The sequence below is a fragment of the Barnesiella sp. An22 genome (genome assembly GCF_963931395.1).
Lineage (GTDB): Bacteria > Bacteroidota > Bacteroidia > Bacteroidales > Barnesiellaceae > Barnesiella > Barnesiella merdigallinarum.
In genome coordinates, this window is sequence record NZ_OZ007014.1 from 2,977,699 (window position 1) to 3,002,043 (window position 24,345).

Sequence of the window (24,345 nt, forward strand, 5' to 3'; positions counted from 1 at the left end):
GTATTACCGCACAAAGGTAAGGGCAATTATGCGGTATATCCAAAAAACAGAGCCTTGTATTTACTCGACCGCCTCTATCTTTCCCAACGAAAGATACCAGATGAAGCCCGACACGCGGGCATACCCCATCTCGCCAATCAGCTGCATGTAGGTGCGCACCTGCTTCTTGTAGGACGAACGCTCTACCGCACCGAACTTATAGTCGATTACCACCACCTCGTCGGGGGTCTCGACCACGCGGTCGGGCCGATAAAACGAGCCGTCGGCCTGCAAGATTTCCCGCTCGCTCCACACCTTGGCCCCGGGCAGGAACCACGACCTTACCCGCTCGTCGCCCAGCCACGCCTCGAGTTTCTCGAGGGTTTCGGCTGCCTCGGCTGCCGAGAGTTCGCCGGTCTGTACAAAGGACTCGACCGTCTCGTCCAGACGTTCGAGGGTATCGACCTCGCTCAAGATGCGGTGCATCAGGGTACCGTAGGCGCGGTCGTTACCCTCGCCAAAGACACCCTTGCCCTGCAACCGCAAGTGCAGCCGGTTGCCCGGCTCAATCGAGCGATAGGGCCCCGAGAGTAGCGTCAAGGCCGTCGATTCCGCCGTCGGCCGCACCTCGGCCCGCCAGTCGCACCCCTCCTCGTAGTGCAGGTCTCCCCCATCGCCTCCGTCGGGGAAAAGTATCTCGTTCAACAACGCCGATATGCTGCCCACACTCTCCCGTTTGCCCCGGTTCTTCTGGGCCGGAGCGAAGATATGCAGCTCTTCACCGGCGCGGGTAAAGGCCACATAGGCCACGTTGAGGTTGTCGATATAGGCGTGCATCTTCTCGTCGAAATATTCGGTAGCGTAGTAGGTCTGGGCCAGCCGGCTGCCATACCGCAGGGGCAACACGGGAATCTGCGAGAAGGGCTCGCCCTGTGTGCGGCACCAGATGAAATTGGTCTTGTCGGTACGGTGGTCGAGTTTCCAGTTGCAGAACGGGATAATCACCACCTTGAACTCCAGCCCCTTCGACTTGTGTATGGTCATCACCCGCATGGCATCCTGCTCTTGCGGGGTCGTGACCGAGAGCTTGTCTTCGTTGTCGTCCCACCAGGCCAGGAACGAAGCCAAATCGGCCGTATGCGTGCGGCAATACTCCAGCACATAATCCTGGAATGCCTGTATATAGACCCGCTCGCCCCGCTCGTCGTCGACCTGGGCAAAGCGGGCGATAATGCGCTCGCACATCTCGTAGAGCGGCTCCTTGCGCACACTCTCGACAAAGCGCATGAAGTCGTCGTCGAGGTGTTGCCCCACATCGCCGCGGCGCTCGAAGTAGGTGAGTATCGCGGCCGTCTCGTCGCTGCCGGCAGCCTGCTGCCGGTTGTACTCATAGACTGCCATCACCCGGTTCAACTCGTCCGAGGGGTTCTGGATATAGCGCAGAATACCCACCAGCAGCCCGATGACCGGCGAGTTCTTGATGAGTAGCGACTCGCTCGAGATGACATCGAACCGGTAGCGCGGGTCGCTGTTCTCTTCGTTGAGGCGCAACAGCAGGTCGACCAGCAGCGTACCCTCGCGGGCCGTACGGGTGAGGAAGGTTATATCGCCGGGCGAATAGCCCCGGTCCTGCAACTCGCGCAACAGCTCGGGGATACGAGCCAGAGCCTCTTCACAAAAGTCGTCGCGGGTATCGGCCTCCCACATCGTCACCGACACCCGTCCGCCCCGTGCAAGGTTCGAACCGCACACCCGTTGCGCTATATCGGCATAGGCCTTGCGCACCTTCACCTCGAAACTGCCATCGACCAGAGCCGACTCGGCCACCTCGCTCTCCAGCCCCTGTTGCAACCGCTCGGCCGCCTGACCGAATATCCGGTTGTTGAACTCGACTATGCGGGCACAACTGCGGTAGTTGGTATCCATCGTCCGCTCCTCGTACTGCGACGGGCGGAAACGCGATTGAACCCCCTCGTTCAGCAGCGACCAATCGGAGTTTCTCCACCGGTAGATGCTCTGCTTCACGTCGCCCACAATCAGGTCGGTATAGTCGTGGCTGAGACTCTCGCCGATAAGCGGCGCAAAATTGCCCCACTGCAGATTCGAGGTATCCTGAAACTCGTCAATCATAAAGTGGTTGACCCGGGTCCCTATCTTTTCGTAGATAAAGGGGGCATCGTTCTCGTTGATTACCTCGTTGAGAATACCGGCCGTATCGGAGAGCAGCAGCACGTTGTGCTCCCGTTCATACTCCTCGATGCGGCGGTCTATATCGACCAGAATGCCCAGGGCATAGATATATTTCGAGCTCTGTACCGCCGTATTGTAGCGCACATAGGGCTCGCCGAAGGCATCGACAATCGTCTGCATCACCGCGTTGAGCTCGGCATACAGGGCATCGAAGCACCCGGGCCGGCTGCTTTTGACGAACCAGTTGTCGCCGTTGTCGACATTTCCCCTGAAAGTTGCGGTAGGCGGGTCGAATTTTCCGCCGGCCAACTTGTCGAAATAGAAAGCCCACGAATTACTCTTACCCTTGAAACTCTCGGCTGCCACACCGTGCCGGTCGAGCACCTCGCGGCCCGTCTCGCCCAACTCGCGCAAGAGCGACTCATACTCGCTCTTCACCCGGCGCATCTCGCGCAAATAGCGGTCGAGCACCGTTTTGTCCTTGATCTGGGCGAGAATCGACTCGCGGAAAAGTTTGTAATTCTCCTTCGACAACTCACCGGCCAATTCGCGCAGGTCGTCTTTGCGGTCGGCCCGGTTGCCCAGGCTCCACCAGTTGCCCGACTCGATACGCTCCTCGGCATAGTGCACCAACCAGTTGAGCAGCCCCTTCTGGTCGTCGTCGGAGAGGTCGGAATACATGCGGTCGATAGCCGAAGCGGTGACGAAGTCGTTGTCCATCTCCACCTCGAAACTCCCCTGCAACCCCACCTCGCGGGTAAAGTTGCGCAACACCTGCTGGAAGAAGCGGTCGATGGTACTGATGTTGAAGTAGGAAAAGTCGTGCAGCAGCACATACAGCGTATCGGCCGCCGTCGCCTGCACCTGCTCGGGGCCGCAGCCAAACAGCCGCGTCAGTTCACCCAGGTAGGGCGACCGCTCGGTGTGGTGAGCCAGCAGGTCGAGCTGTGCCACGATGCGGTGCTTCATCTCCTCGGTCGCCTTGTTGGTGAAAGTCACCGCCAGGATGCGCCGATGCGCCGAATCGCTCTTGCGGTAGATGCGGTAGTGCCCCTCTTCGTCGCGATAGCCCAACAGCAGTTTTATGTATTCGAGCGTGAGGGTATAGGTCTTTCCCGACCCGGCCGATGCCTTGTAGATGTGCAGCATAGCGATACTCCTCTCAGATTATGCGGGCCCGATACCCATCGGCCAGCAACAGTTCCAGTACCTTCTGGCGGAAATCGCCCTGTATCAAAATCTCGCCGTCCTTGTCCGAGCCGCCCACGCCGCACTTGGTTTTCAGCTTCTTGGCCAGCGTGTGCAGGTCGTCGGCCGTACCCACGAAACCCGTCACGAGGGTGACCGACTTACCGTTGCGGTTGCGCTTGTCGAGCGAGATGCGCAACTTCTGCCGGGCCGGTTCCAGCGTATCGGGTTCAACCTCTTCGTCGGTTTCGAACTTAAAATCGGGATTGGTCGAATAGACCACATTCAATCTATCTTTCCAGTCGTTATTCTTTTTCATTGCTGTTGTTTCTTGGATTCATACTCTTGAACAAAGATAGCGAAAGGAGAGAGCAGAGACAAACGGGAAAACTTGTTTTTCAAGTTTGGCTATGCCGAACCGCATCCTATCTTCGTGTAACAAAGATAGCGAAAGGAGAGAGCAGAGACAAACGGGAAAACTTGTTTTTCAAGTTTGGCTATGCCGAACCGCATCCTATCTTCGTGTAACAAAGATAGCGAAAGGAGAGAGCCGAGACAAATGGGAAACAAAAGTTTCAACATTTGACTTTGCCGAACCGCTATCTGTCTTCGTGTAACAAAGATAGCGAAAGCCGATGGCAGAAAGTCAAGCTTGCTTGAACTTTATGCAGAGGCGCATCCTATCTTCTACAAAGATACGGAAAGTCGAGTGCAGAGACAAATGAGAACCTGTTCTCAATTTGGTTATGCCGAGACGCATCCTATCTTCTACAAAGATAGCGAAAGGTTTGTGATAATACAAAAAGAGGGAGCCCCCGTATGCAGGAGCTCCCTCGGTATGGTGTGACTAAAATCGATTATTTCACGAATTTAACAACCTTTCCGTCTACTACGGCGATGTAAACACCACCAGCCAAAGACGATACCGAAACGGCATCGACATCGGCAGCGCTCATCACTACACGGCCGCTCAGGTCGTAAACCTTCACGCTGTGTGCGCCTTCGGCATAGAGTACGCCGGCAGCATAGTAAACAGCCGTGGCTTCAACCTCGTCGATACCCGATACAACCTGGAAGGTAACGGCAATCGCTACGCTCTCCTCTTCGACCGTAAAGTAGTAATAGCTGTCGTCTTCGTTGGCCGTGAGAGCCTCACCGTTTTTCGTTACGGTGCTTACGGCATAACCTTCGGCAGCCGTAACAACGGCACGCAACTGAGTACCGTATGCAACCTGAGTAAGATCGGCTACTTCGCTCCACGTGTTGTCGGCCTCGTTGAGAGCCTGGATTTCAACCGAGCCCTTGTCGGCCGGAACATCTACCGTCACAGCACCATATTGCGTGGCAGCGCCCTCTTCGGCAATCTTGACTACATAGTCGCAGTAGTTCAACTCGGTAGCCGTCGTAGAACAGGGGTCTCCGTCATAGGTAGCGCCCTCGGCCGTTTTGCAGACAATGAAACGGACAACCACCATCTCACCTACCGAAAGATCGGACGGGATGGTAATGGGGAAGGTTGCCGTCTTGTCGGTGGCCGAAGCCGTAGCACCCGATTGCGAGTCGTTATTTATATTGGTATAGAGTTCGCCCGTACCCGGAACACCTTCGTACCAGCTACCTTCGTAAGTACCGAAAATCTTGTCGGCAGCACTCGGTGTTACATCGCTTCTCAACAGGAATACCGTCAAACTACCCCAGGCATCGGAATAAGTAACCTTCAAATCGAAAGTGGCACCGGGATTGGCCAGGATAGGAGTGTCGCTGTTATCCCAAGCCTGATTAGCATTCGTTCCGGTGGGAGTGAAAGTCAGCGGAGAATCGGCCAACAGGCCTACACCGTTCAGCACTTCGCCTTTAGTTTGGGCCCGCTTGTTACCGGTAGTACCGGCTGTGGGCTTGCCAAAGTCATCGTAGCTGGCCTCTACAACCGGTTCCGGTTCTACAACCGCATTGTTTTTCTCCAACTTAAACGAAGTGAAAGCATAGTAAGCCCAACCCGAAACGGGGACATTGGCGGCAAACCCCATGTTGTAGTTGGCACTCTCGTCGGCCGTAAACACATAGGTATAATCGGCATAACTGTTTGTTAATTCCACGTTCTCACCCACAAATACCTTCTCGGCACTGGCAGGATCGCCCTTGGAATAGAAGAAGCCCAGGTTTCCCACATTCTTCGAGCTGGGATATTTTGCCCGGAACGTAAACCGATACTCACCCGGCTCGAGTGTACTCTTTATGCAGAAAAAGTCGCCACGGCTTCCATTACTAATAAGATAGAGCGGATAAACGCCGTTTTCCTTATAATTGGCATTGTATTTCAACTCACCATAAGAACCGCTTCCCGGGATATTGGCATAATAATTTTCGGGCAGCGACGACAGCAATTCGCTCGTCTTTTTTTCAACTTCAGAGGTCAAATCTTCTTCACTTACCAAAGTCCAATCCCCTTGTGCATACGATAACGACACGCAGCCCATAAAGACTACAACTGTCATTACCAATCTTTTAAGATAATCAAAAGTAATTTTTTTCATAAGTCTATTTTTTTAGAAATGTGTATTTTTAATGACAAGCAAATGTAACATTTTTTATGTAATTCCTCAAATTTATAACAAAATTATCAGCCCGATAATCGCTCAAAAAACATTTTTTATCAATTGAACCAACAATCTACCCGGGCAACAACGATCGAGCCCGCTGTCAAAAATCACCATATCAATCTGTAAACCAAATATTTAAACTACATCTGAATATTCCAAATCAATCGACTATATTTTCACGCGACTGCAATAATCGCACGACTTCTCCGTTGTATAAGATACGATGAAAGCAATTATACGACACACACTATATATACCTCACCTGCTCACCCGGCTACAGCTATGGCTGTGCCTGAGCCTTATCGTACTGGCAACCGGCCCGTTGCAGGCACTGAATGCCAGCCGCTACGCCTCGCGGTCGCAGCTGGCCGACGGACGGTGGGTGAAGATTGCCGTTTCCGAATCGGGTATCCACCAAATCACCTACCGGGAGTTGAGCCGATGGGGATTCTCCAACCCGGCGGCCGTGACCATATACGGGTATGGCGGCGCCATATTGCCCGAAACCTTCTCGGACGACGACCCCGACGACCTCGAACAGATACCCTCTCTGAATACAGGCTCCAAGATTCTTTTCTATGCACAAGGGCCCGTGACCTGGAGCTACAACGCCAAGACTCAGGAGTATGACCACGAGACCAACACCTACTCTACGGCCGGGTACTACTTCCTGACCGACAGCAAAAGCGCCACCGCCACCCTGGGCCAACGCGACGGCGGAGCCACGACGGGCATGACCGACATCACCTCGTTCGACGAGCATGCCGTCTACGAACAAGAGAGCTATTCGCCCGGCGCTACGGGCCGTGTATTCCTGGGCGAAGACTTCCGCTACACGACTTCGCGCAACTTCACCTTCGAACTTCCCGGTGTCGACAACTCGGAGGCGGTGAAACTGCGCACCTCGTTTGCCGCCAAAATTATAGGCGGCACCGGCAAACTGGTCTTCACCTATCAGGGGCAGACTCTGCCCGAAAGCTCGACCGACAACCTCGCCTCGGGCTCGGAGAGCTCTTACGAATTTTTCAAAGCCACCTCGACCCTCAAGGAGATTAACCTCGACAGCGAAGAGCTGGCCTTCTCGCTTCTGTTCCGCCAGAACGGGGGAAGCCTCTCCCTGGCCCGGCTCAACTACTTCCGCTTCAACTACAAACGCAAGCTGCAGCTCTATAACGGCAGCATCCAGTTCCGTCTGAAACAGGTGCCGCAAAACAGCTGCTACAACCTGCAGGGCTACACCTCGACCACGCAAATCTGGGACATCACCGACCCGCAGCGCCCGGTCGCCGTCACCCCCGCGGTGAGCGGCAGCAATGCCCGGTTCGTGCCCTTGCAGGCTCACGAAGAGTATGTGGCCTTCGATACCCAGGCCACCGTAGGCTCGGTGTCGTTTGTCGAGGCCGTTGCCAACCAGGACCTGCACGGCATGGCCACCCCCGACATGGTGATACTCACCCCCAAGGAGTACCTCTCCTACGCCCAAAGCATCGCCCAGCTGCATAGCCAGCTCGACGGCATGGAGGTGGCCGTCATCGACCACGAGAAGGTGTTCAACGAATTTTCGTCGGGTACCCCCGACGCCACGGCCTACCGCCGGCTGATGAAGATGTTTTTCGACCGTGAGGGAGGCGTCAACGGCAAACAGCTCTACCTGCTGCTGTTCGGCAAGGGACTCTACGACAACCGCAAGATAGGCGAGACCGGCAAGTACATCAAATACCCCACCCTGCTCACCTACCAGCACGGGAGCGGTAACGACGAGCGGGCCTCCTACACGACCGACGACTACTTCGGCTTTCTCGACGACGACTCGGGTACCCGCATCGCTGCCGACAAGCTGCGTGTGAGCGTGGGCCGTCTGCCCGTGAAAAGCGAACAGGAGGCTCAAGATATGGTAAACAAGCTGACCGCCTACGTGGCCAACACCGACAAAGGGTCATGGAAAAACCAGGTGTGTGTCGTAGCCGACGACGAGAACTACGCCATCCACATGCAACAGGCCGAAGACATCTGCTCCATCTTCGAGAACAGCGACGCCCACTGCTTCATCAACAAAATCTACACCGATGCCTATACGGCCGAAATCACCTCGACCGGCCGCACCTATCCCTCGGCCAAGAAGAAACTCTTCCAGGTACTCGACGACGGAGTGCTCGTAGTCGACTACATCGGCCACGGCAGCACCGTGGCCTGGACCCACGAAGACCTGCTCAACATCACCGACATACAGTCGATGTATCTGAAGCGGTTGCCCCTCTTCATCACCGCCACCTGCGACTTCGGCCGCTACGACCACGAGGATACCTCGGGCGGCGAGATTCTCTGCCTCAACCCCAGCGGCGGAGGCATCGCCCTCATCACCACCACCCGCGTGGTATACATCAGCGACAACCACTACCTCAACACGGGGGTGGCCAACCAGATATTCACGCGAAACGAAAACCACGAGTATCCCCGCCTGGGCGACATCCTGCGCGAGGCCAAGTGCAGCATACAACAGACCGACAGCAACAAACTGAACTATACCCTGTTGGGCGACCCGGCCCTGCGGCTGCTCTATCCCGACTATCAAATCAAGGTAACCGAAATCAACGGCTACGACATCACCCAGACGACGCCCACCATCCAGGCCCGCGACTCGGTATTCATCAAGGGCGAAATCTACACCCCGCAAGGGCAAAAGGCCACCGACTACAACGGCATCATCTGCCCCACGGTCTACGACTCGGAGGTATCGGTGGTGACCCACGGGTATGGAGAGGAGGGCAAAGCCTTCGAGTTCTCGGAGCGCAGCAACCGCCTCTATGTGGGCAAAGACTCGATTGTGGGGGGCGAGTTTGAAATCGCCTTCAAGGTGCCGCGCGAAATCAACTTTGCCGACGACAAGGGGCTGATAAACCTCTACAGCTACAACGACGCCGGCCAGGAGGGGAGCGGCAACGAATCGAACTTCGTCGTGGGCGGCTTCAACGACGACTCGAACGAAGACTTCGACGGGCCCGAGATTTACTACGCCTTCCTCAACTCGCAGGACTTCCAGAATGGCGATGTCGTGAACGAGTCGCCCCTGCTGGTAGCTGAGGTGTATGACCCCTCGGGTATCAACATCTCCGATGCAGGCATAGGCCACCAGATGACCGTCACGCTCGACAACCACACCATCTATACCGACGTGGCATCGTACTTCGACCCCGCCATCGGCGACTTCGGCCGCGGCTACATCAACTACCCGCTGAGCGACCTGAGCGAGGGCAACCACACCCTGCGGCTGAAGGTATGGGATACCGAGAACAACTCGTCGGAAATCGAAATCGCCTTTACCGTACAGGCCGGTCTGAAGCCCGTCATCTACGACCTCTATGCCGACCAGAACCCGGCCAGCACGTCGACCAACTTCTACCTGCGGCACAACCGCCCCGACGCCCTCATCAACGTGACCATCTCGGTCTACAACCTCATGGGCGTGGAGGTATGGCGATACACCGGCAAGGGACTCTCCGACATGTACCGCTCATACCCCGTCAACTGGGACTTGACCGACAGCAGCGGCCGACGGGTACCCGGCGGTATCTACCTCTACAAGGCCGTCATCTCGACCGACAACGAGCACGAGACCACCCGCTCGAAGAAGCTCTGCGTCACCGGGCAATAGCACGGTCTGAAAAAAGATTCGAACTTAACCATTACGCACCATGAACAACACCTATCAATCGATTGGACTCTTTATCGACGGAGGTTACTACGCCAAGGTGAACGAAGCCTTGAGCGACCACTTCGACCTGAACATAAACCTGCGCGCCCTGATGACACTCATCCGGGAACAGATAGCCCGGATGAGCGGGGTGGCGCCCGCCTCGTGCCACATCACCGAGAGCCACTACTTCCGCGGCCGCTATCGGGTGAACAACGCCCACGACAAACGGCTGCTGTACAGCGAACGCAAGTTTGAGGACACGCTCATCGAAAACGACGTCATCTTCCACTACAAACACCTGCGCGAGATTCGCAAAGAGGGCGAGACAACCGTCATCGAGAAGGGCATCGACGTGTGGTTTGCCCTCGAGGCCTACGAGCTGGCCCTCTTCCGCAAGTTCGACTATGTGGTGCTGATTACGGGCGATGCCGACCACGAGATGCTCATCAAGAAACTCAAGGCGCTTAAGATAGAGACCATCCTGCTCACTTGGGATGTCGAGGAGAACTCGAGCACCTCGGGCCTGCTCAAGGACGAGGCCTGCATACACCTCGAGATAAGCAAGCTGCTGGCCGAAGACCGCAATCTGCTCAAACGTCTCTGCCAGAACGGATAGCCCCGGAGCCCGACCCACCGGGCCACAAACAGCAGAACCGCCTCGCACGAGCCGGGCGGCACCCGCTCCGCGACAAAAAAGAATGGCTAAAAAATCTTATTTGTCCCAAAATTCGGTATTTTATTATACCTTTGTAAATCAAATGAAACAGACCCTCTCCGGCATAATCGGGCGTGCACCCGTTTCTGCCGGCGGTTCGTCGTTTCGTTGTAGGGATAAAACAGATGAAAGAAGATGTACAGTTCTGATTCGAAATCTGCCGTTAAGTTACCGGAGCCCTCGCTTCGCCGGCTCCCCTGGTATTTGGCTTACATCAAATTGCTGCAAACCAAAGGCGAGGAGTATGTCTCCTCCACACAGATAGCAAAAGAGATTGGCGTAGATTCGTCGAAAATAGCCAAGGATCTCTCATTTATCAACATCTCGGGGAAGACCCGGGTGGGATACGAAATCAATTCGCTGGTCGCCGTGCTGGAAGAGTTTCTCGGATTCACCTCCATGCACAAGGCCTTCATTTTCGGGGTGGGCAGCCTGGGCGCCGCCCTCATGCAAGACTCGGGTCTGTCGCAATACGGGCTCGAGGTGGTAGCCGGCTTCGACATCAAGCCCGAGCTGGCCGGCACCTTTGTCAACCACATACCCATCTATCACCTCTCCCAGTTTGCCCAGAAGCAAAAGGAGATGGGCGTGCAGATCGGCATCCTCACCGTCCCTATCGACAAAGCCCAAAGTGCTACCGAAGAGATGATTGCCGGAGGCATCAAGGCGATATGGAACTTCACCCCCTATCGTATACGCGTGCCCAAGCACATCGTCATCCAGAATACATCGATTTATGCCCATTTGGCCGTCATGTTCAACCGGCTGAACAACATCAAGTAACTGCCTATGAAAATTATTGCCGTTGGCTGGAACTATCAATCGCACAATGCCGAAATGGCACAACAGGAGTTGCCGCAGGCACCCGTCGTATTTACCATGCCCGAGACCTCGCTGCTCAAAGACGGGAAACCCTTCTTCCTGCCCCAGTTTTCCAACCGCATCGAATACGAAACCGAACTGGTGTTCCACATCTCCCGCCTGGGGAAAAACATCGCCCCCAAGTTTGCCTACCGCTACTACGACTCCGTGACCGTAGGCATCGACTTCACGGCCCGCGACATACAGGCCGAGGCCCGGCGCACGGGCAACCCGTGGGACATCTCCAAGGGGTTCGACTACTCGGCTCCCATCGGCCGGTTCGTGCCGCTGCCCGAGATGCCGCCCAAGGCCGACAACATAGAGTTTTCCATGCGATTGAACGGCGTCCCGGCGCAACAGGGCAACAGCCGCAACATGATTTTCTCGATCGACCGCATCATCGCCTACGTGAGCCAGTTCTATACCCTCAAAATCGGCGACATCATCTTTACGGGCACTCCCGCCGGAGTAGGCCCGGTGAAGATAGGCGACCACATCGAGGGGTTCATCGGCGATACCCGAGTGCTCGATTTCTTTGTCAAATAGCCCGTCCGTCACACCCATGCGTCCTTTTGCCCGAAACATCATCGTACCGATACTTACCGCACTCTGCCTGCTCTTGGCCCCGGAGGCCTTCGGCCGGCCCGGCAGCGACTATGCGGCAACCTCGGTATTGGCCGAAGGGAGCTGGGTGAAAATATCGACCGACGAGGCCGGCATCTACCAGATTACCGACGAGCAGCTCGCAGCGTGGGGATTCTCCGACCCGTCGAAGGTCAAGCTCTTCGGCTACGGGGGTCTCGTCATCGACGAGCTCTTTGCCAACGACGACAACTACATCGACGACCTGCCTCAGATTCCCCTCTGGCGGCACAACGGCAAACTCTATTTCTACTCCACCGGGACTACCCGCTGGACGCTCGACAACGTCAACCTCGAGTTTGCCCACCGGCTGCACCCCTATTCGACCCACGCCTACTACTTCCTCACCGACCGGGAGGTACCGGCTGCTGAGATGCCCCTCCGCAACGGCATACCCACCGGCAACGAGAGCGCCGTCTCGACTTACGACGCCTACACGGTACACGAGCAGGAGCTCGTTTCGGTAGGGAAAACCGGGCAGAACTTCTTCGGCGAGAGCTTCACGCAGACCGCCGAGCAGGATTTCACCTTTCACCTGACGGGGGCCCAATCGGCCACCCTGAAGATACGGGTGAACTTCGGAGCCAAAATCAGCAGCGGCGAGGGCTATATACACATATCATACAACGGCACCGAACTGCCGGCAGGCACCGCCAACCGCATCTCGAAATACTACGACTCACACGAATTTCTGCGGCAGGCCACTCCGCTGCACACCGTAGGCCAGGCTACCGAAGAGTCGACCATCGGGCTGCGTTACGAACACAGCGGTCCATCGGAGTATGCCTACCTCGACTACATTCGCCTCAACTACCGGAGGGCTCTGCAACTCTACGACGGACAGGTTGCCTTCCGCTTCATCAACCGCCGGGACAACGATTGCTATCAGATAGGCAACACCACCGACTCGACGCAGGTGTGGGACATCACCACGCCTCATGCACCGCAACAAGTCGCGACCGCCTTTGACGGGCAAACTACCCGCTTCGTCCCGGGCGACATCCAACTGCGCGAGTTCATCGCCTTCGACCCCGGCTACACGTTCCCTTCACCGACCTTCGTCAAGCAGGTCGAGAACCAGAATCTGCACGCATCACCCATACCCGACCTCACCATCATCACCCCCACCGTCTTGCGAAGCGAAGCCGAGCGAGTAGCCCGCCTGCATCAAGCCGAAGGACTGACGACTCTGGTCGTGGACCAGGAGCAGATTTTCAACGAATTTTCGTCGGGAACCCCCGACGCCACAGCCTATCGCCGATTGATGAAGATGTTTTACGACCGGGCTGCCAACGAGAGCGAACGCCCCCGTTACCTGCTGCTCTTCGGCGACGGCTCCTACAACAACCGCCAGGCCATGACCTCGCTGCATACCCCGCAATGCAACAGTCTGCTCACCTACCAGTCGAAGACCAGCATCGACGAGCGGGAATCGTTCGTGGTAGAAGACTATTTCGGATTTCTCGAGGACGGTTCGGGCACGGAAATCAAGACCGACCGCGTGTGTCTGGGCATAGGCCGCTACCCCGTAACCTCGCTCCAGACCGCCAGACTGGCCGTAGACAAACTCTACCAGTATGCACAGAACACCGACCTCGGCCCGTGGAAGAATACCTTCTGCATAGCAGCCGACGACGGTGACGAAGCCGTACACACCAAACAGGCCGACCAGGGATGCGACACCCTGCTACTCGAAAACACCGATACCCCCCGGCTGGAGTTCCGCGTCAACAAGGTGTATGTCGACTCTTACTACCTGGACCCCGTTTCGAAAAAATGCCCCGATGCCAACCGGGAGTTGATGAAGAATCTCGACGAAGGGGTACTCGTGTTCAACTACATCGGCCATAACGATGCCGAAGTAGGGTTCACGGGCGAAGGCCTCTTCTCGCGATACGAGATGGACAACCTCACCAACAGCCGCTGGCCCCTCTTCATCACCATCACCTGCAGCTATACCCGGTTCGACGAAGAGGACCAGACAGCGGGAGAGAACGTGCTGCTCAACCCCACGGCCGGAGCCATCGCCCTCATCACCACCACCCGCGTGGTCTATACCGACGGCAACGACAAGATAAACCGGCGATTGATGAACCGGCTGCTGTCGCGCGACGAGAACGGCAACTCCCTGCGCATAGGCGACGTTTTGAAACTGGCCAAACGCGACTTCAATACCGAAATCGATAAAAACAAACTCAATTTCGTGCTTCTGGGCGACCCGGCCTTGCGACTGTTCTACCCGCAGAACAAGCTGAAAATCACCCGAGCCGGCAGCACGGGCGAACGGTTGGCCGTCTACATGAAACCCGGCAAAAGCTACACGGTCGAAGGCGAGGTATACGACTACGGAGGCCAACTCCTCGACGACTTCAACGGCGAGGTATACTACTCGCTCTACGACGAGAAGAAAAGCTTCACCACCCTGGCGCATCAGGATAAAAAGACCTATACCTACAACTATCGGCCCGACCTCCTTTCCACGGGAAAAGGCTCGGTAGAGAACGGCCGGTTCCACGTCGATATCACCCTGCCGGTCGAGAACTCCCATTCGGGCAAATCGGCCCTGCTCATCCTCTATGCCTGCGACCCCACGTCGGGACAAGAGGCCAACGGATATACCGAGGAGCTGTTTGTCGACAGCATTGCCGGCAATTCAACCCTCGACAGTCAAGGCCCTGCCATCCAGTATGCCGGAGTCAATACCCGCTCCTATGCCGATGGCGCCTCGGTAGCCACCCCGGCCACCTTCTATTGCCAGATGTCCGACCCCTCGGGTATCTACACCGGCAACACGCTGGGCCGGCAAATGATGCTGTTGCTCAACGGTTCGACCCTCGACGACAACCCTGTGCGTTACTTCCGCCCCTCGACCGACGGCTCGACCGGCGAACTCGCATTCCCCTTGCCCACCCTGCAGAGCGGTAACTACACGATTACCCTCCGGGTATTCGACAACGCAGGCAACTCGTCGGAGGTCAACACCACCTTCGAGATTACCCCCGAAACCTCTTCCTATATCCTCTCGCTCGACGAGAACCCGGTCACCGAACTGGCTACCCTGTCGTGCCTCGACACAGAGGGCCGTGAAATCGGAGAGGTGAAACAGGCTCGCATCGCCATCGTCAACAGCCTGGGCGAAGAGGTGTGGTATCGCGAGACAACCGGCAGCAACCCCTTCCCGATTACCTGGAACCTGCTCGACCTCAACGGTCAACGAGTACCGGCCGGCCGATACGAATGCCGGGCCTACCTCGAAACCGAATCCGGAACCCTCGCCACGCCGTCCAAAAAAATCGTGGTCATCACGCAATAATCGGGGGGAATCTCTGTTTATTATATACATGTAATTTGTAATACCCTGTACAATGAAAAGAGGCTTTTTGCATATCATAGTCCTTACGCTCGTGTCGCTCGTCTTCCCTACGGGTGCCCTTGCCGCCGGCGGTAATACGACCAAAAACGAATTCAACCCCATCAACACCGGTGTCACCTCGTTGAGCATCACGCCCGACTCGCGCGGTGCCTCGTTGGGCGACCTGGGTGCGGCTACCGACCCCGATGTCAACTCGCAATTCTGGAACCCCTCGAAATATGCCTTTGCCTACAGCCAGGCCGGTGTGTCGCTCTCGTACACCCCGTGGTTGCGCAAGTTGGTCAACGACATCTACCTGGCCTATCTGGCCGGCTACTGGAAGCTGGGCAGCAGCGACCTGCAGGCCATAAGCGCCTCGCTGCGCTACTTCTCGCTGGGCGAAATCACACTCACCGACAACCAGGGTAATGCCCAGAACAGCATCACCCCCTACGAAATGGCCTTCGATGTAGGTTACTCGCGCAAGCTCTCCGAGAAGTTCTCGATGGGTGTCGTATTCCGCTACATCTACTCCGACCTGGGTTTCCACTACGACGAGTCGAGCGTATCCGACGCCTCGGGTGCTTCGGCCTTTGCCGCCGACATATCGGGTTACTACACCACCTACCCCATCATCGGCCGCAACGAGTGCCAGTGGTCACTGGGTTTCAACATCTCGAACATCGGTACCAAAGTATCGTATGACGGGGGTAACGAAAGTGCCTTCCTGCCCACCAACCTGAAGATAGGAACCTCGTTCCTCTTCCCGCTGGCTGACTACAACACGCTCTCGCTCAACCTCGACTTCAACAAACTGCTGGTACCCTCGACACCTCAGGTAGCCAACTACGAGACCGATGCCGAGTATGAAGAGGCCAAAGAGAAGTGGCAAAACACCTCGCCCATCTCGGGTATCTTCCAGTCGTTCAGCGATGCCCCCGGCGGATTCAAGGAGGAGTTGCGCGAAATCAACTTTTCGATTGGTGCCGAATACTCCTACAACCAGCAGTTCTTCCTGCGGGCCGGATACTTCAACGAAAACAAATACAAGGGTAACCGCAAATACTTCTCCTTCGGTGCCGGCTTCTCGCTCAACGTGCTGAAAATCGATGCCGCCTACATGGTGGCTACCGCACAGACGAGCCCGCTGGACCAGACGCTTCGTTTCACCCTCTCGTTCGATATGGACGGACTTAAAGAACTGGTAGGACATCGCCGATGAAGACACGTGTAGGTTTTGGTTTCGATGTGCACCGGCTGGTCGAAGGCCGGGAGCTGTGGTTGGGCGGTATCCGCATAGACCACTCGTTGGGATTGCTGGGCCACTCCGATGCCGACGTGCTCATCCACGCGCTGTGCGATGCCCTGCTGGGGGCCGCCAACATGCGCGACATTGGTTATCACTTCCCCGATACGGCTGGCGAATATGCCGGTATCGACAGCAAGATACTCTTGAAAAAAACCGTGGAACTCATCCACGGCAAAGGCTATTCCATCGGCAATGCCGACATCACTGTCTGCGCCGAACGCCCCAAACTCAACCCTCACATCCCGGCCATGCAACAGACACTGGCCGCCTGCATGGGCGTCGACCCCGACGACATCTCGATCAAGGCCACTACCACCGAACGCCTGGGCTTCACGGGCCGTGAAGAGGGAATCTCGGCCTATGCCGTCGTACTCCTCGAAAAATAAACGAAGAGAAAGCTGTCACCCAACAGCTCTCTCTTCGACATTCTGCGTAAAGCCTAACCAAACAATTTTACCGGCATACGAGCTATGACCCAATAAGTAGTTCATATACCGTATTCGTTTATGGCCTTTTGCAGAAAAAAGTAAACCGAAAATTCCCCTTCTTTGTTATAGTCCCATCTCGTCGCGACTCATGAAATACAGAGCCAGATAAAAAATAAAAAGCGTGAGCCCGATGGTTTATCCTATTCGAGGTCCAGCAAAAACCGTAGGTGGATAAAACAACCGGCCCACGCTTGCTTTATGTAACAAGCGCAGGCATTTAGTTGTCAATTACCCCACCTAAGAGAATTTTGCTGATTCCGAATAGAGGTAATTTTCTAAACGCTTATATTTTCAATATTTTCGTCAAAGATATTCTTTTTCTGTTAAATAGTCCAAGAGCTCCCCACACTTTAACATTTCAGGTTTATATGTTTTTTAGAATATAATTGCTCCCCGCCTCATAAAAGTTAGCTATTTTTGTACCCTTATGAAACGTATGGAATCGAACAAACGAGTATTGATAGGCATGAGCGGAGGCATAGACAGCTCTGCGGCCTGCATGATTTTACAGGAACAGGGCTACGAGGTCGTAGGGCTCACGATGCGCATGTGGGACCTGCCCCGCCACTTTCCCCGCGAAGGACAGACCATCCCGCAGTTTGCCCTCGAGGCCCGGGAGCTGGCCGAGAAAATCGGCATCGAGCACCACATCCTCGATGTGCGCGACGAGTTCAAGAGCTCCATCGTCAAAGGCTTTATCGACGAATACCTCAAGGGCAACACCCCCAACCCGTGCGTCATGTGCAACCGCCTGTTCAAGTGGCACTACCTGTTGCAGGAGGCCGACCGGCTGGGCTGCTCGTGGGTGGCGACCGGCCACTACGCCCGCATACTCGACCGCGACGGCTACCGGGTGCTGGCCCGGGGCGTAGACCCGAAGAAAGACCAGTCGTACTTCTTGTGGCGGCTGGGGCAGGAGGAGCTCTCGCGCACCATCTTCCCGCTGGGTGGAGTCACCAAAGAGGAGATCAAGCGCTATGTCGAGGGCAAAGGATTCCACGAAAAAGTCGAGAAAAAGGAGAGCATGGAGGTCTGCTTCATCCCGGGCGACTACCGCGACTTCCTGCGGGAGCAGTTGCCCGATCTGGCCCAACAGGTGGGAGGCGGATACTTTGTCGACTCGACCGGCCGCAAGCTGGGACAGCACAAGGGCTTCCCCTTCTATACCATCGGGCAGCGCAAAGGGCTCGAGATTGCTCTGGGCAAACCCATGTTCGTCACCCGCATCAACCCGATCAAGAATACCATCCGGCTGGGCGACCGCGACGAGCTGCTCACCCGCCGCATGGTCATCACCGATGTACTCGAGGCAACACCCGGCATACTCGAATCGGCCGGCCCCGTCGACGTGCAGATACGCTACCGCAGCAGTGCCATACCGGCCACCCTGCAAAAGGGCGACACTCCGGGCGAATGGCTCGTCTGCTTCGAGAGCGACGCCTCGGCCGTCACGCCGGGACAGTCGGCCGTCATTTACAGCGACAACACCGTCATCGGCGGCGGCATCATTGCCGACCAACGATTGTTGAAAAAATATAAGGAATGAAACTACGTCTACTCACCCTGCTCGTCGTGCTGGCCACGCTCCTCGGCAGCGAGGCTCAGGAGTGGCATTACCGTCTGTGGTTCAGCGACAAGGGAGAGTCGGGCTACTCGCTCGACAGGCCCGATGAGTTTCTGTCGGCCCGGACTGTAGCCCAACGCGAGAGGTGGGGCATCGCCATCGACTCGACCGATCTGCCCATACCGGCCACCCGGCTGCAACAGCTGTCGCAACTGGGCGGTCGCATCCTGGCCGTGTCGAAATGGCTCAACACCGCCACCATAGCCCTGACCGATACCGCCCTGTTCGGCAACATCGAGCGGCTGCCGTTCGTCGCCCGGTACGACTACCTGGGTTCGCCCGTGCAGAGCAGCAATACCGTGAGGCCCCGACAAAAGCAGGTAGAAGAGACGGACGACACCACCTACGGCGATGCCGCCTGGCAAATCGCCCTGCACAGCGGCGACCGGCTGCACCGGGACGGATTCCGGGGCGAGGGGATGACCATCGCCGTCATCGACGGCGGTTTCCTCAATGCCGACCGAAACCCGCGCTTCGACCCCGACCGCATCGTCGGCTACCACGACTTCATCGACGACGAAATGGACTTCCGCAACGGCAACGCCCACGGCTCGTCGGTACTCTCGACCCTGCTCACCAACGACAGCAACTACTTCGTCGGCACCGCTCCGCAAGCCTCGTACTGGCTGCTGCGGTCGGAAGACACCGACACCGAATACCCCACCGAAGAGGACTACTGGGCCACGGCACTCGAATATGCCGACAGCCTGGGCGTCGATGTCGTCACCTCGTCGCTGGGCTACACCGGTTTCGACGACCCGCGCTTCAGCCACACTTGGGAGCAACTTGACGGCCGCACCGCCTACATCTCACAGGCTGCCGCCCGGGGGGTACGGAAAGGACTGCTCATCGTCGTGAGTGCCGGAAACGAAGGGGGTGGCGACTGGAAGAGACTGACCGTGCCCGGCGATGTCGACGGGCTCCTCACCGTGGGGGCCGTCACCCGGGAGCGGCAACGCGCCTACTTCTCGAGTGTGGGCCCCACCGCCGACGGACGCATCAAGCCCGACGTCGCGGCATTGGGTGCCGGAGCCGCTACCATCGACCCCGACGGGAACCTGCTGCAGAAAGACGGCACCTCGTTCTCGACCCCCATCATCGCAGGGCTCACCGCCTGCCTGCGGCAAGCGTTGCCCCACCTCTCGGCCCGGGAGATTATCGATCTCATCCGGCAAAACAGTTCGCAATACCTCACCCCCGACAGCCTGCTGGGATACGGTATCCCCGACTTCCAAGCCGCCTACCGCCAAGGCTCGGGCACCGAGACCATCCGCACCGGCCAGACTCCGCTGCAACTCACCTACCGGGAAGGCAGCCCCGTCGTCACCATTGGCCCGCTGCCGCCCGACGAGAGCGAAATCGCCCTCGGCATCTACGATCTGGAGGGGGCGTTGCTGCAGGAATACCGCCTGCCCGAAGGGGCCGAACTGGACCTGCACGATTTGAAGAAGGGAATATACCTGCTGTCGGCCCGCGGTCGGCAACACAGTTGGACACAAAAGATACAACGGTTATGACCGAAGCACGAAAAGAGTTATCGCTGTTCGAGCTGAATGCCCGTGTGCGCGACGCCCTGCAAGAGGCGTTGCCCGAACGCTACTGGGTGCGGGCCGAGGTGAGCGAAGCCCGCGTACACCCCTCGGGCCACTGTTACCTCGAGCTTATCGAGAAAGAGGAGGCCACGGGACGAACCATCGCCAAGGCCCGGGCCACGATATGGGCCTCGACCTTCCGCCTGCTGCGCCCCTGGTTCGAGCAATCGACCGGGCAAATCTTCACGGCGGGCATCAAGATACTCATCTCGGTGAGCCCCATCTTTCACGAGCTCTACGGCTACAGCCTCACCATCCACGACATAGACCCGGCCTACACGCTGGGCGATGCAGCCCGCCGGCGGGCCGCCATCCTGCAGCAACTGCGCGACGAGGGGGTGGCCGACATGAACAAGGAGCTCGTCTGGCCGGCACTGCCGCAGCGCTTTGCCATCATCTCCTCGCCATCGGCCGCCGGGTATGGCGACTTTATGAACCAGATTCAGAACAACCCCTACGGGTATAAAGTATACACGGCGCTCTTCCCCGCTTCGATGCAGGGCGAGCAGACCGAGAGCTCCATCATCGAAGCCCTCGACCGCATTGCCTGCCACGAAGAGCTCTTCGACGGGGTGGTCATCATCCGGGGCGGCGGTGCCACCTCCGACCTCAACAGCTTCGACAGCTACCCGCTGGCCGCCAACATCGCCCAGTTCCCCCTGCCCGTCATCACCGGCATCGGCCACGAGCGCGACGATACCGTCATCGACCTGGTAGCCAATACACGGGTCAAGACCCCAACCGCCGCGGCCGAGTGGATTATAGCCCGCCTGCACGAAGCCGACCTGCACGTGGCCGGCCTCTCCCTGGCCGTGAGCGACGAAGTGCACAACCGCATCCTGCGCGAGAAGCAGACCCTGCAACGCACCACCTCGTCGCTGCCCCTGCTCATCGAGCGACGCATCGCGGGCGAACGGCACAAGACGGCAATGTGGCTCGAGCAGATACGCCACGCCCTGCGCTCCCGCCTCGACGCCGAGCGCAACCGCCTCGACACGATGGAGACCACCGTCACGCTGGTATCGCCCCAATCGCTGCTGCAACGGGGCTACAGCCTCACCCTGCACCACGGCCGGGTAGTCAAGAGCATTGCCGACGTCGCCCCGGGCGCAACCCTCGAAACCTTGCTGGCCGACGGCTCCGTCACCAGCCGGGTCGAAAACATCCAACCTTCGAAAACAAAATAGATACCGATATGGCCCAGAATACCGAACTCTCCTATGCCCAGGCGATAGCCGAGCTGGAGAAAATCGTCACCAAACTGCAAAACAACGAATACGAAATCGACGAGCTGCAAAAGTGCACCGCCCGGTCGCTCGAACTGCTCAAGTTCTGCAAGTCGAAACTCTTCGAGACCGACGAGGCCCTGCAGAAAATCCTGAACGAGCTGAACGAGTAGCCGACCCGTCGGCCGCCCGGCCCAGCGCCCCACATAGAATATATGCGGGGATATAGGCTAAATCAAAAAAAATGTTTAATTTTGTCGCGTTTTTCAACGATATGAATATGACCGAAAGAAAAGTACGGGTGCGTTTCGCACCAAGTCCCACGGGCCCCCTGCACATTGGCGGAGTCCGTACCGCTCTCTATAACTATCTGTTTGCCAAGCAACACCACGGCGACATGATTTTCCGCATCGAAGATACCGACTCCCAACGGTTCGTACCGGGAGCCGAGGCCTACATCATCGAAGCCCTCGAATGGCTGGGCATCCACTTCGACGAAGGGGTGAGCTACGGCGGCAACTACGGCCCTTATCGCCAATCGGAACGCAAAGAGATCTATCGCAAATACGTAGACCAGCTGCTCGAAGCCGGCAAAGCCTACATCGCTTTCGACACTCCGGCCGAGCTCGATGCCAAACGTCACGAAATACCCAACTTCCAATACGACGCCTCGACCCGCATGCAGATGCGCAACTCGCTCACGATGAGCAAAGAGGAGGTCGACCGGCTCATTGCCGAAGGCACCCAGTACGTGGTGCGGTTCAAGATTGAACCGGGCGAAGACGTGGTAGTCGATGACCTCATCCGCGGCAAGGTGACCATCAACTCGTCGATTCTCGACGACAAGGTGCTCTACAAGTCGGCCGACAACCTGCCCACCTACCACCTGGCCAACATCGTCGACGACCACCTGATGCTCGTCTCGCACGTCATCCGCGGCGAAGAGTGGTTGCCCTCGGCCCCGCTGCATGTACTGCTCTACCGCGCCTTCGGCTGGGAAGATACCATGCCCCGCTTTGCCCACCTGCCGCTGTTGCTGAAACCCGACGGGAAGGGCAAACTGAGCAAACGCGACGGCGACCGCCTGGGATTCCCCGTATTCCCGCTCGAGTGGCACGATCCCAAGACGGGCGAGGTTTCGTCGGGCTACCGCGAGGCCGGATACCTGCCCGAGGCTGTCGTAAACTTCCTCGCCCTGCTGGGCTGGAACCCCGGCAACGACCAGGAAATCCTGTCGATGGACGAGCTCATCCAACTCTTCTCGCTCGAGAAGTGCAGCAAGAGCGGCGCCAAATTCGACTACGAAAAAGGCAAATGGTTCAACCACAAATACATCCAGGAGAAGAGCAACGAAGAGCTCACGACCCTCTTCATGCCCATCCTCAAAGAGAAAGGCATCGAAGCCGACCCCGCTACCGTGGCCCGCATCATCGGACTGGTCAAGGGCCGTGTAAGTTTCGTCAAGGAGCTGTGGGACCAGGCCGCCTTCTTCTTTGTCGCTCCCACCAGCTACGAAGAGAAATCGGTGAAGAAACGCTGGAAAGAGGATACTCCCGCCATCATGCGCGAGCTCATCGAGATACTGCGCAACCTCGACGACCTCTCGTCGGCTCATGCCGAGAAAGTGGTCCTCGACTGGATCGAGCGCAACGGCTACCACCTGGGCAACGTGATGAACGCCTTCCGGTTGGCCGTAGTAGGTGAATGCAAAGGCCCCCACATGTTCGACATCACCGAAATCATGGGCAAGGAAGAGACTATCAAACGCATCGAGAGAGCCATCGAATACCTGGGTTGATGAATCGTCGCTGCACACATACGCTACTGCTCGTCGCCCTCGTGGCCGCCCTGCTCCCCGCCCGGGCGCAGGAGGTGGCGTGGAGTGTCGACATGACCGCCTTCTTCGACAACCGGGAGTACAGCTACTCCAAGGTCGAGTCGCAAACCTTCTTCGGCACGCGGCTCTCGCCCGAGATAGGCTTGCGTATGGGCAACAGCTCCATCATGGCCGGCGCCTCGTGGGTACAGCCCATCGACGGCTCTACCGACCATGCCCGCATACACCCCACGGCCTACTACCGGTACCAGTCGTCGAGGTTCCGCATGTCGATGGGTATGTTTCCCCGCACCCAACTGCTCGAGAACGTACCGGCCATCCTGCAATACGATTCACTCACCTACTTCCGCCCCAACATCGCGGGTGCCCTGTTCCAGTATGTGCACCCCAAGGGCTTTGCCGAGCTCTATGCCGACTGGCGGCAGGTACAGACCGAGGTGAAACGCGAGGCCTTCATGGTGGTCTTCAACGGACGGTGGCAACCCCTGCCCTACCTCTTCGCAGGCGGGCATCTGGTGATGAACCACCTGGCACGCCCCCGAAACTCGGACGACCGCTACACCGTGACCGACGACCTCATCGCCAGCCCCTACGTGGGTCTGGACCTCACCCCCTGCACCCCGCTCGACACGCTCACCCTCAAGGTGGGCTACCACGTCAGCCTCGAGCGGCTGCGCAACGTGGGCACCTGGCACCACCCGCAAGGCATCCTCATCGACCTGTTGGCCGAGTGGCGGTTCCTGGGGCTGCGCAACACCTTCTACAAGGGGGGCGCGCAAATGCCGTTCTATCCCCAGTTGGGCGCACAGCTCAACCAGGGCGACCCCTTCTACCAGTCACCGACCTACAACCGCACCGACGTATATACCTATATCTTCCGCAAGAGCTACCTCAACTGCATGGCCTCGATCAACGTACACTACACACCGGGGCACTGCGACCTGCAACAACAGCTCATCGTGCGGTTCTATCTCGACGACCAGGCCTGGAAAGACCGGGGGCAGACAAAGAAACGAGAATATCTGAAAAACATCTTGTAAACCCGACA

At 57.4% G+C, this 24,345-nt stretch carries 16 protein-coding genes; 13 read left to right on the forward strand and 3 right to left on the reverse strand.

Annotated elements, in window-relative coordinates; genetic code table 11:
• Positions 1-60: 60 nt before the first annotated feature.
• The 3 genes from ABGT88_RS12355 to ABGT88_RS12365 form a co-directional block, all read right to left on the reverse strand.
• Positions 61-3,318 carry a UvrD-helicase domain-containing protein gene (locus ABGT88_RS12355; RefSeq protein ID WP_346702397.1) on the reverse strand — a complete coding sequence of 1,086 codons (3,258 nt, stop codon included), beginning with the start codon at positions 3,316-3,318 and terminating at the stop codon, positions 61-63.
• 13 nt (positions 3,319-3,331) lie between these two features.
• On the reverse strand, positions 3,332-3,676 hold the full coding sequence (locus ABGT88_RS12360; RefSeq protein WP_258327999.1) for a translation initiation factor: 345 nt from the start codon (positions 3,674-3,676) through the stop codon (positions 3,332-3,334).
• Between the two features lie 538 nt (positions 3,677-4,214).
• Positions 4,215-5,852, reverse strand: coding sequence for a T9SS type A sorting domain-containing protein (locus ABGT88_RS12365; RefSeq protein ID WP_346702399.1), 1,638 nt, complete (start codon positions 5,850-5,852; stop codon positions 4,215-4,217).
• A gap of 328 nt (positions 5,853-6,180) precedes the next feature.
• On the opposite strand from ABGT88_RS12365, the gene porU (ABGT88_RS12370) reads away from it, so the two are divergent.
• The 13 genes from porU (ABGT88_RS12370) to ABGT88_RS12430 all read left to right on the forward strand — a co-directional run bounded on the left by porU (ABGT88_RS12370) (position 6,181) and on the right by ABGT88_RS12430 (position 24,337).
• Complete coding sequence (gene porU / locus ABGT88_RS12370; protein WP_346702401.1) at positions 6,181-9,609, forward strand: type IX secretion system sortase PorU; 3,429 nt, start codon at positions 6,181-6,183, stop codon at positions 9,607-9,609.
• A 40-nt stretch (positions 9,610-9,649) separates the two neighbouring features.
• Entirely contained in the window at positions 9,650-10,267 is a 618-nt protein-coding gene (locus ABGT88_RS12375; protein ID WP_087409564.1) for an NYN domain-containing protein, read from the forward strand.
• 234 nt (positions 10,268-10,501) lie between these two features.
• On the forward strand, positions 10,502-11,149 hold the full coding sequence (locus ABGT88_RS12380) for a redox-sensing transcriptional repressor Rex (RefSeq protein WP_346702404.1): 648 nt from the start codon (positions 10,502-10,504) through the stop codon (positions 11,147-11,149).
• Positions 11,150-11,155: 6 nt separating this feature from the next.
• Entirely contained in the window at positions 11,156-11,773 is a 618-nt protein-coding gene (locus ABGT88_RS12385; RefSeq protein WP_346702406.1) for a fumarylacetoacetate hydrolase family protein, read from the forward strand.
• Between the two features lie 16 nt (positions 11,774-11,789).
• Complete coding sequence (gene porU / locus ABGT88_RS12390) at positions 11,790-15,182, forward strand: type IX secretion system sortase PorU (RefSeq protein ID WP_346702408.1); 3,393 nt, start codon at positions 11,790-11,792, stop codon at positions 15,180-15,182.
• Between the two features lie 52 nt (positions 15,183-15,234).
• Positions 15,235-16,443 carry a type IX secretion system outer membrane channel protein PorV gene (porV, locus tag ABGT88_RS12395; RefSeq protein ID WP_346702410.1) on the forward strand — a complete coding sequence of 403 codons (1,209 nt, stop codon included), beginning with the start codon at positions 15,235-15,237 and terminating at the stop codon, positions 16,441-16,443.
• Positions 16,440-16,916 carry a 2-C-methyl-D-erythritol 2,4-cyclodiphosphate synthase gene (ispF, locus tag ABGT88_RS12400; RefSeq protein WP_087409569.1) on the forward strand — a complete coding sequence of 159 codons (477 nt, stop codon included), beginning with the start codon at positions 16,440-16,442 and terminating at the stop codon, positions 16,914-16,916. Before porV ends, ispF begins: the two co-directional genes overlap by 4 nt.
• Positions 16,917-17,454: 538 nt before the next feature.
• The gene (mnmA, locus tag ABGT88_RS12405; RefSeq protein WP_346702413.1) at positions 17,455-18,564 is read left to right on the forward strand and encodes a tRNA 2-thiouridine(34) synthase MnmA; all 1,110 of its coding nucleotides are present in this window, start codon (positions 17,455-17,457) and stop codon (positions 18,562-18,564) included.
• Complete coding sequence (locus tag ABGT88_RS12410) at positions 18,561-20,159, forward strand: S8 family serine peptidase (RefSeq protein WP_346702415.1); 1,599 nt, start codon at positions 18,561-18,563, stop codon at positions 20,157-20,159. Before mnmA ends, ABGT88_RS12410 begins: the two co-directional genes overlap by 4 nt.
• Positions 20,156-21,421, forward strand: coding sequence for an exodeoxyribonuclease VII large subunit (xseA, locus tag ABGT88_RS12415; protein ID WP_346702417.1), 1,266 nt, complete (start codon positions 20,156-20,158; stop codon positions 21,419-21,421). The genes ABGT88_RS12410 and xseA overlap by 4 nt, the downstream gene beginning before the upstream one ends.
• A gap of 8 nt (positions 21,422-21,429) precedes the next feature.
• Complete coding sequence (gene xseB / locus ABGT88_RS12420; RefSeq protein ID WP_087409573.1) at positions 21,430-21,633, forward strand: exodeoxyribonuclease VII small subunit; 204 nt, start codon at positions 21,430-21,432, stop codon at positions 21,631-21,633.
• A gap of 107 nt (positions 21,634-21,740) precedes the next feature.
• Positions 21,741-23,258, forward strand: a complete 1,518-nt coding sequence (gltX, locus tag ABGT88_RS12425; protein WP_346702419.1) for a glutamate--tRNA ligase — start codon at positions 21,741-21,743, stop codon at positions 23,256-23,258.
• On the forward strand, positions 23,258-24,337 hold the full coding sequence (locus ABGT88_RS12430; RefSeq protein ID WP_346702421.1) for a hypothetical protein: 1,080 nt from the start codon (positions 23,258-23,260) through the stop codon (positions 24,335-24,337). The genes gltX and ABGT88_RS12430 overlap by 1 nt, the downstream gene beginning before the upstream one ends.
• The last annotated feature ends 8 nt before the right edge of the window (positions 24,338-24,345 follow it).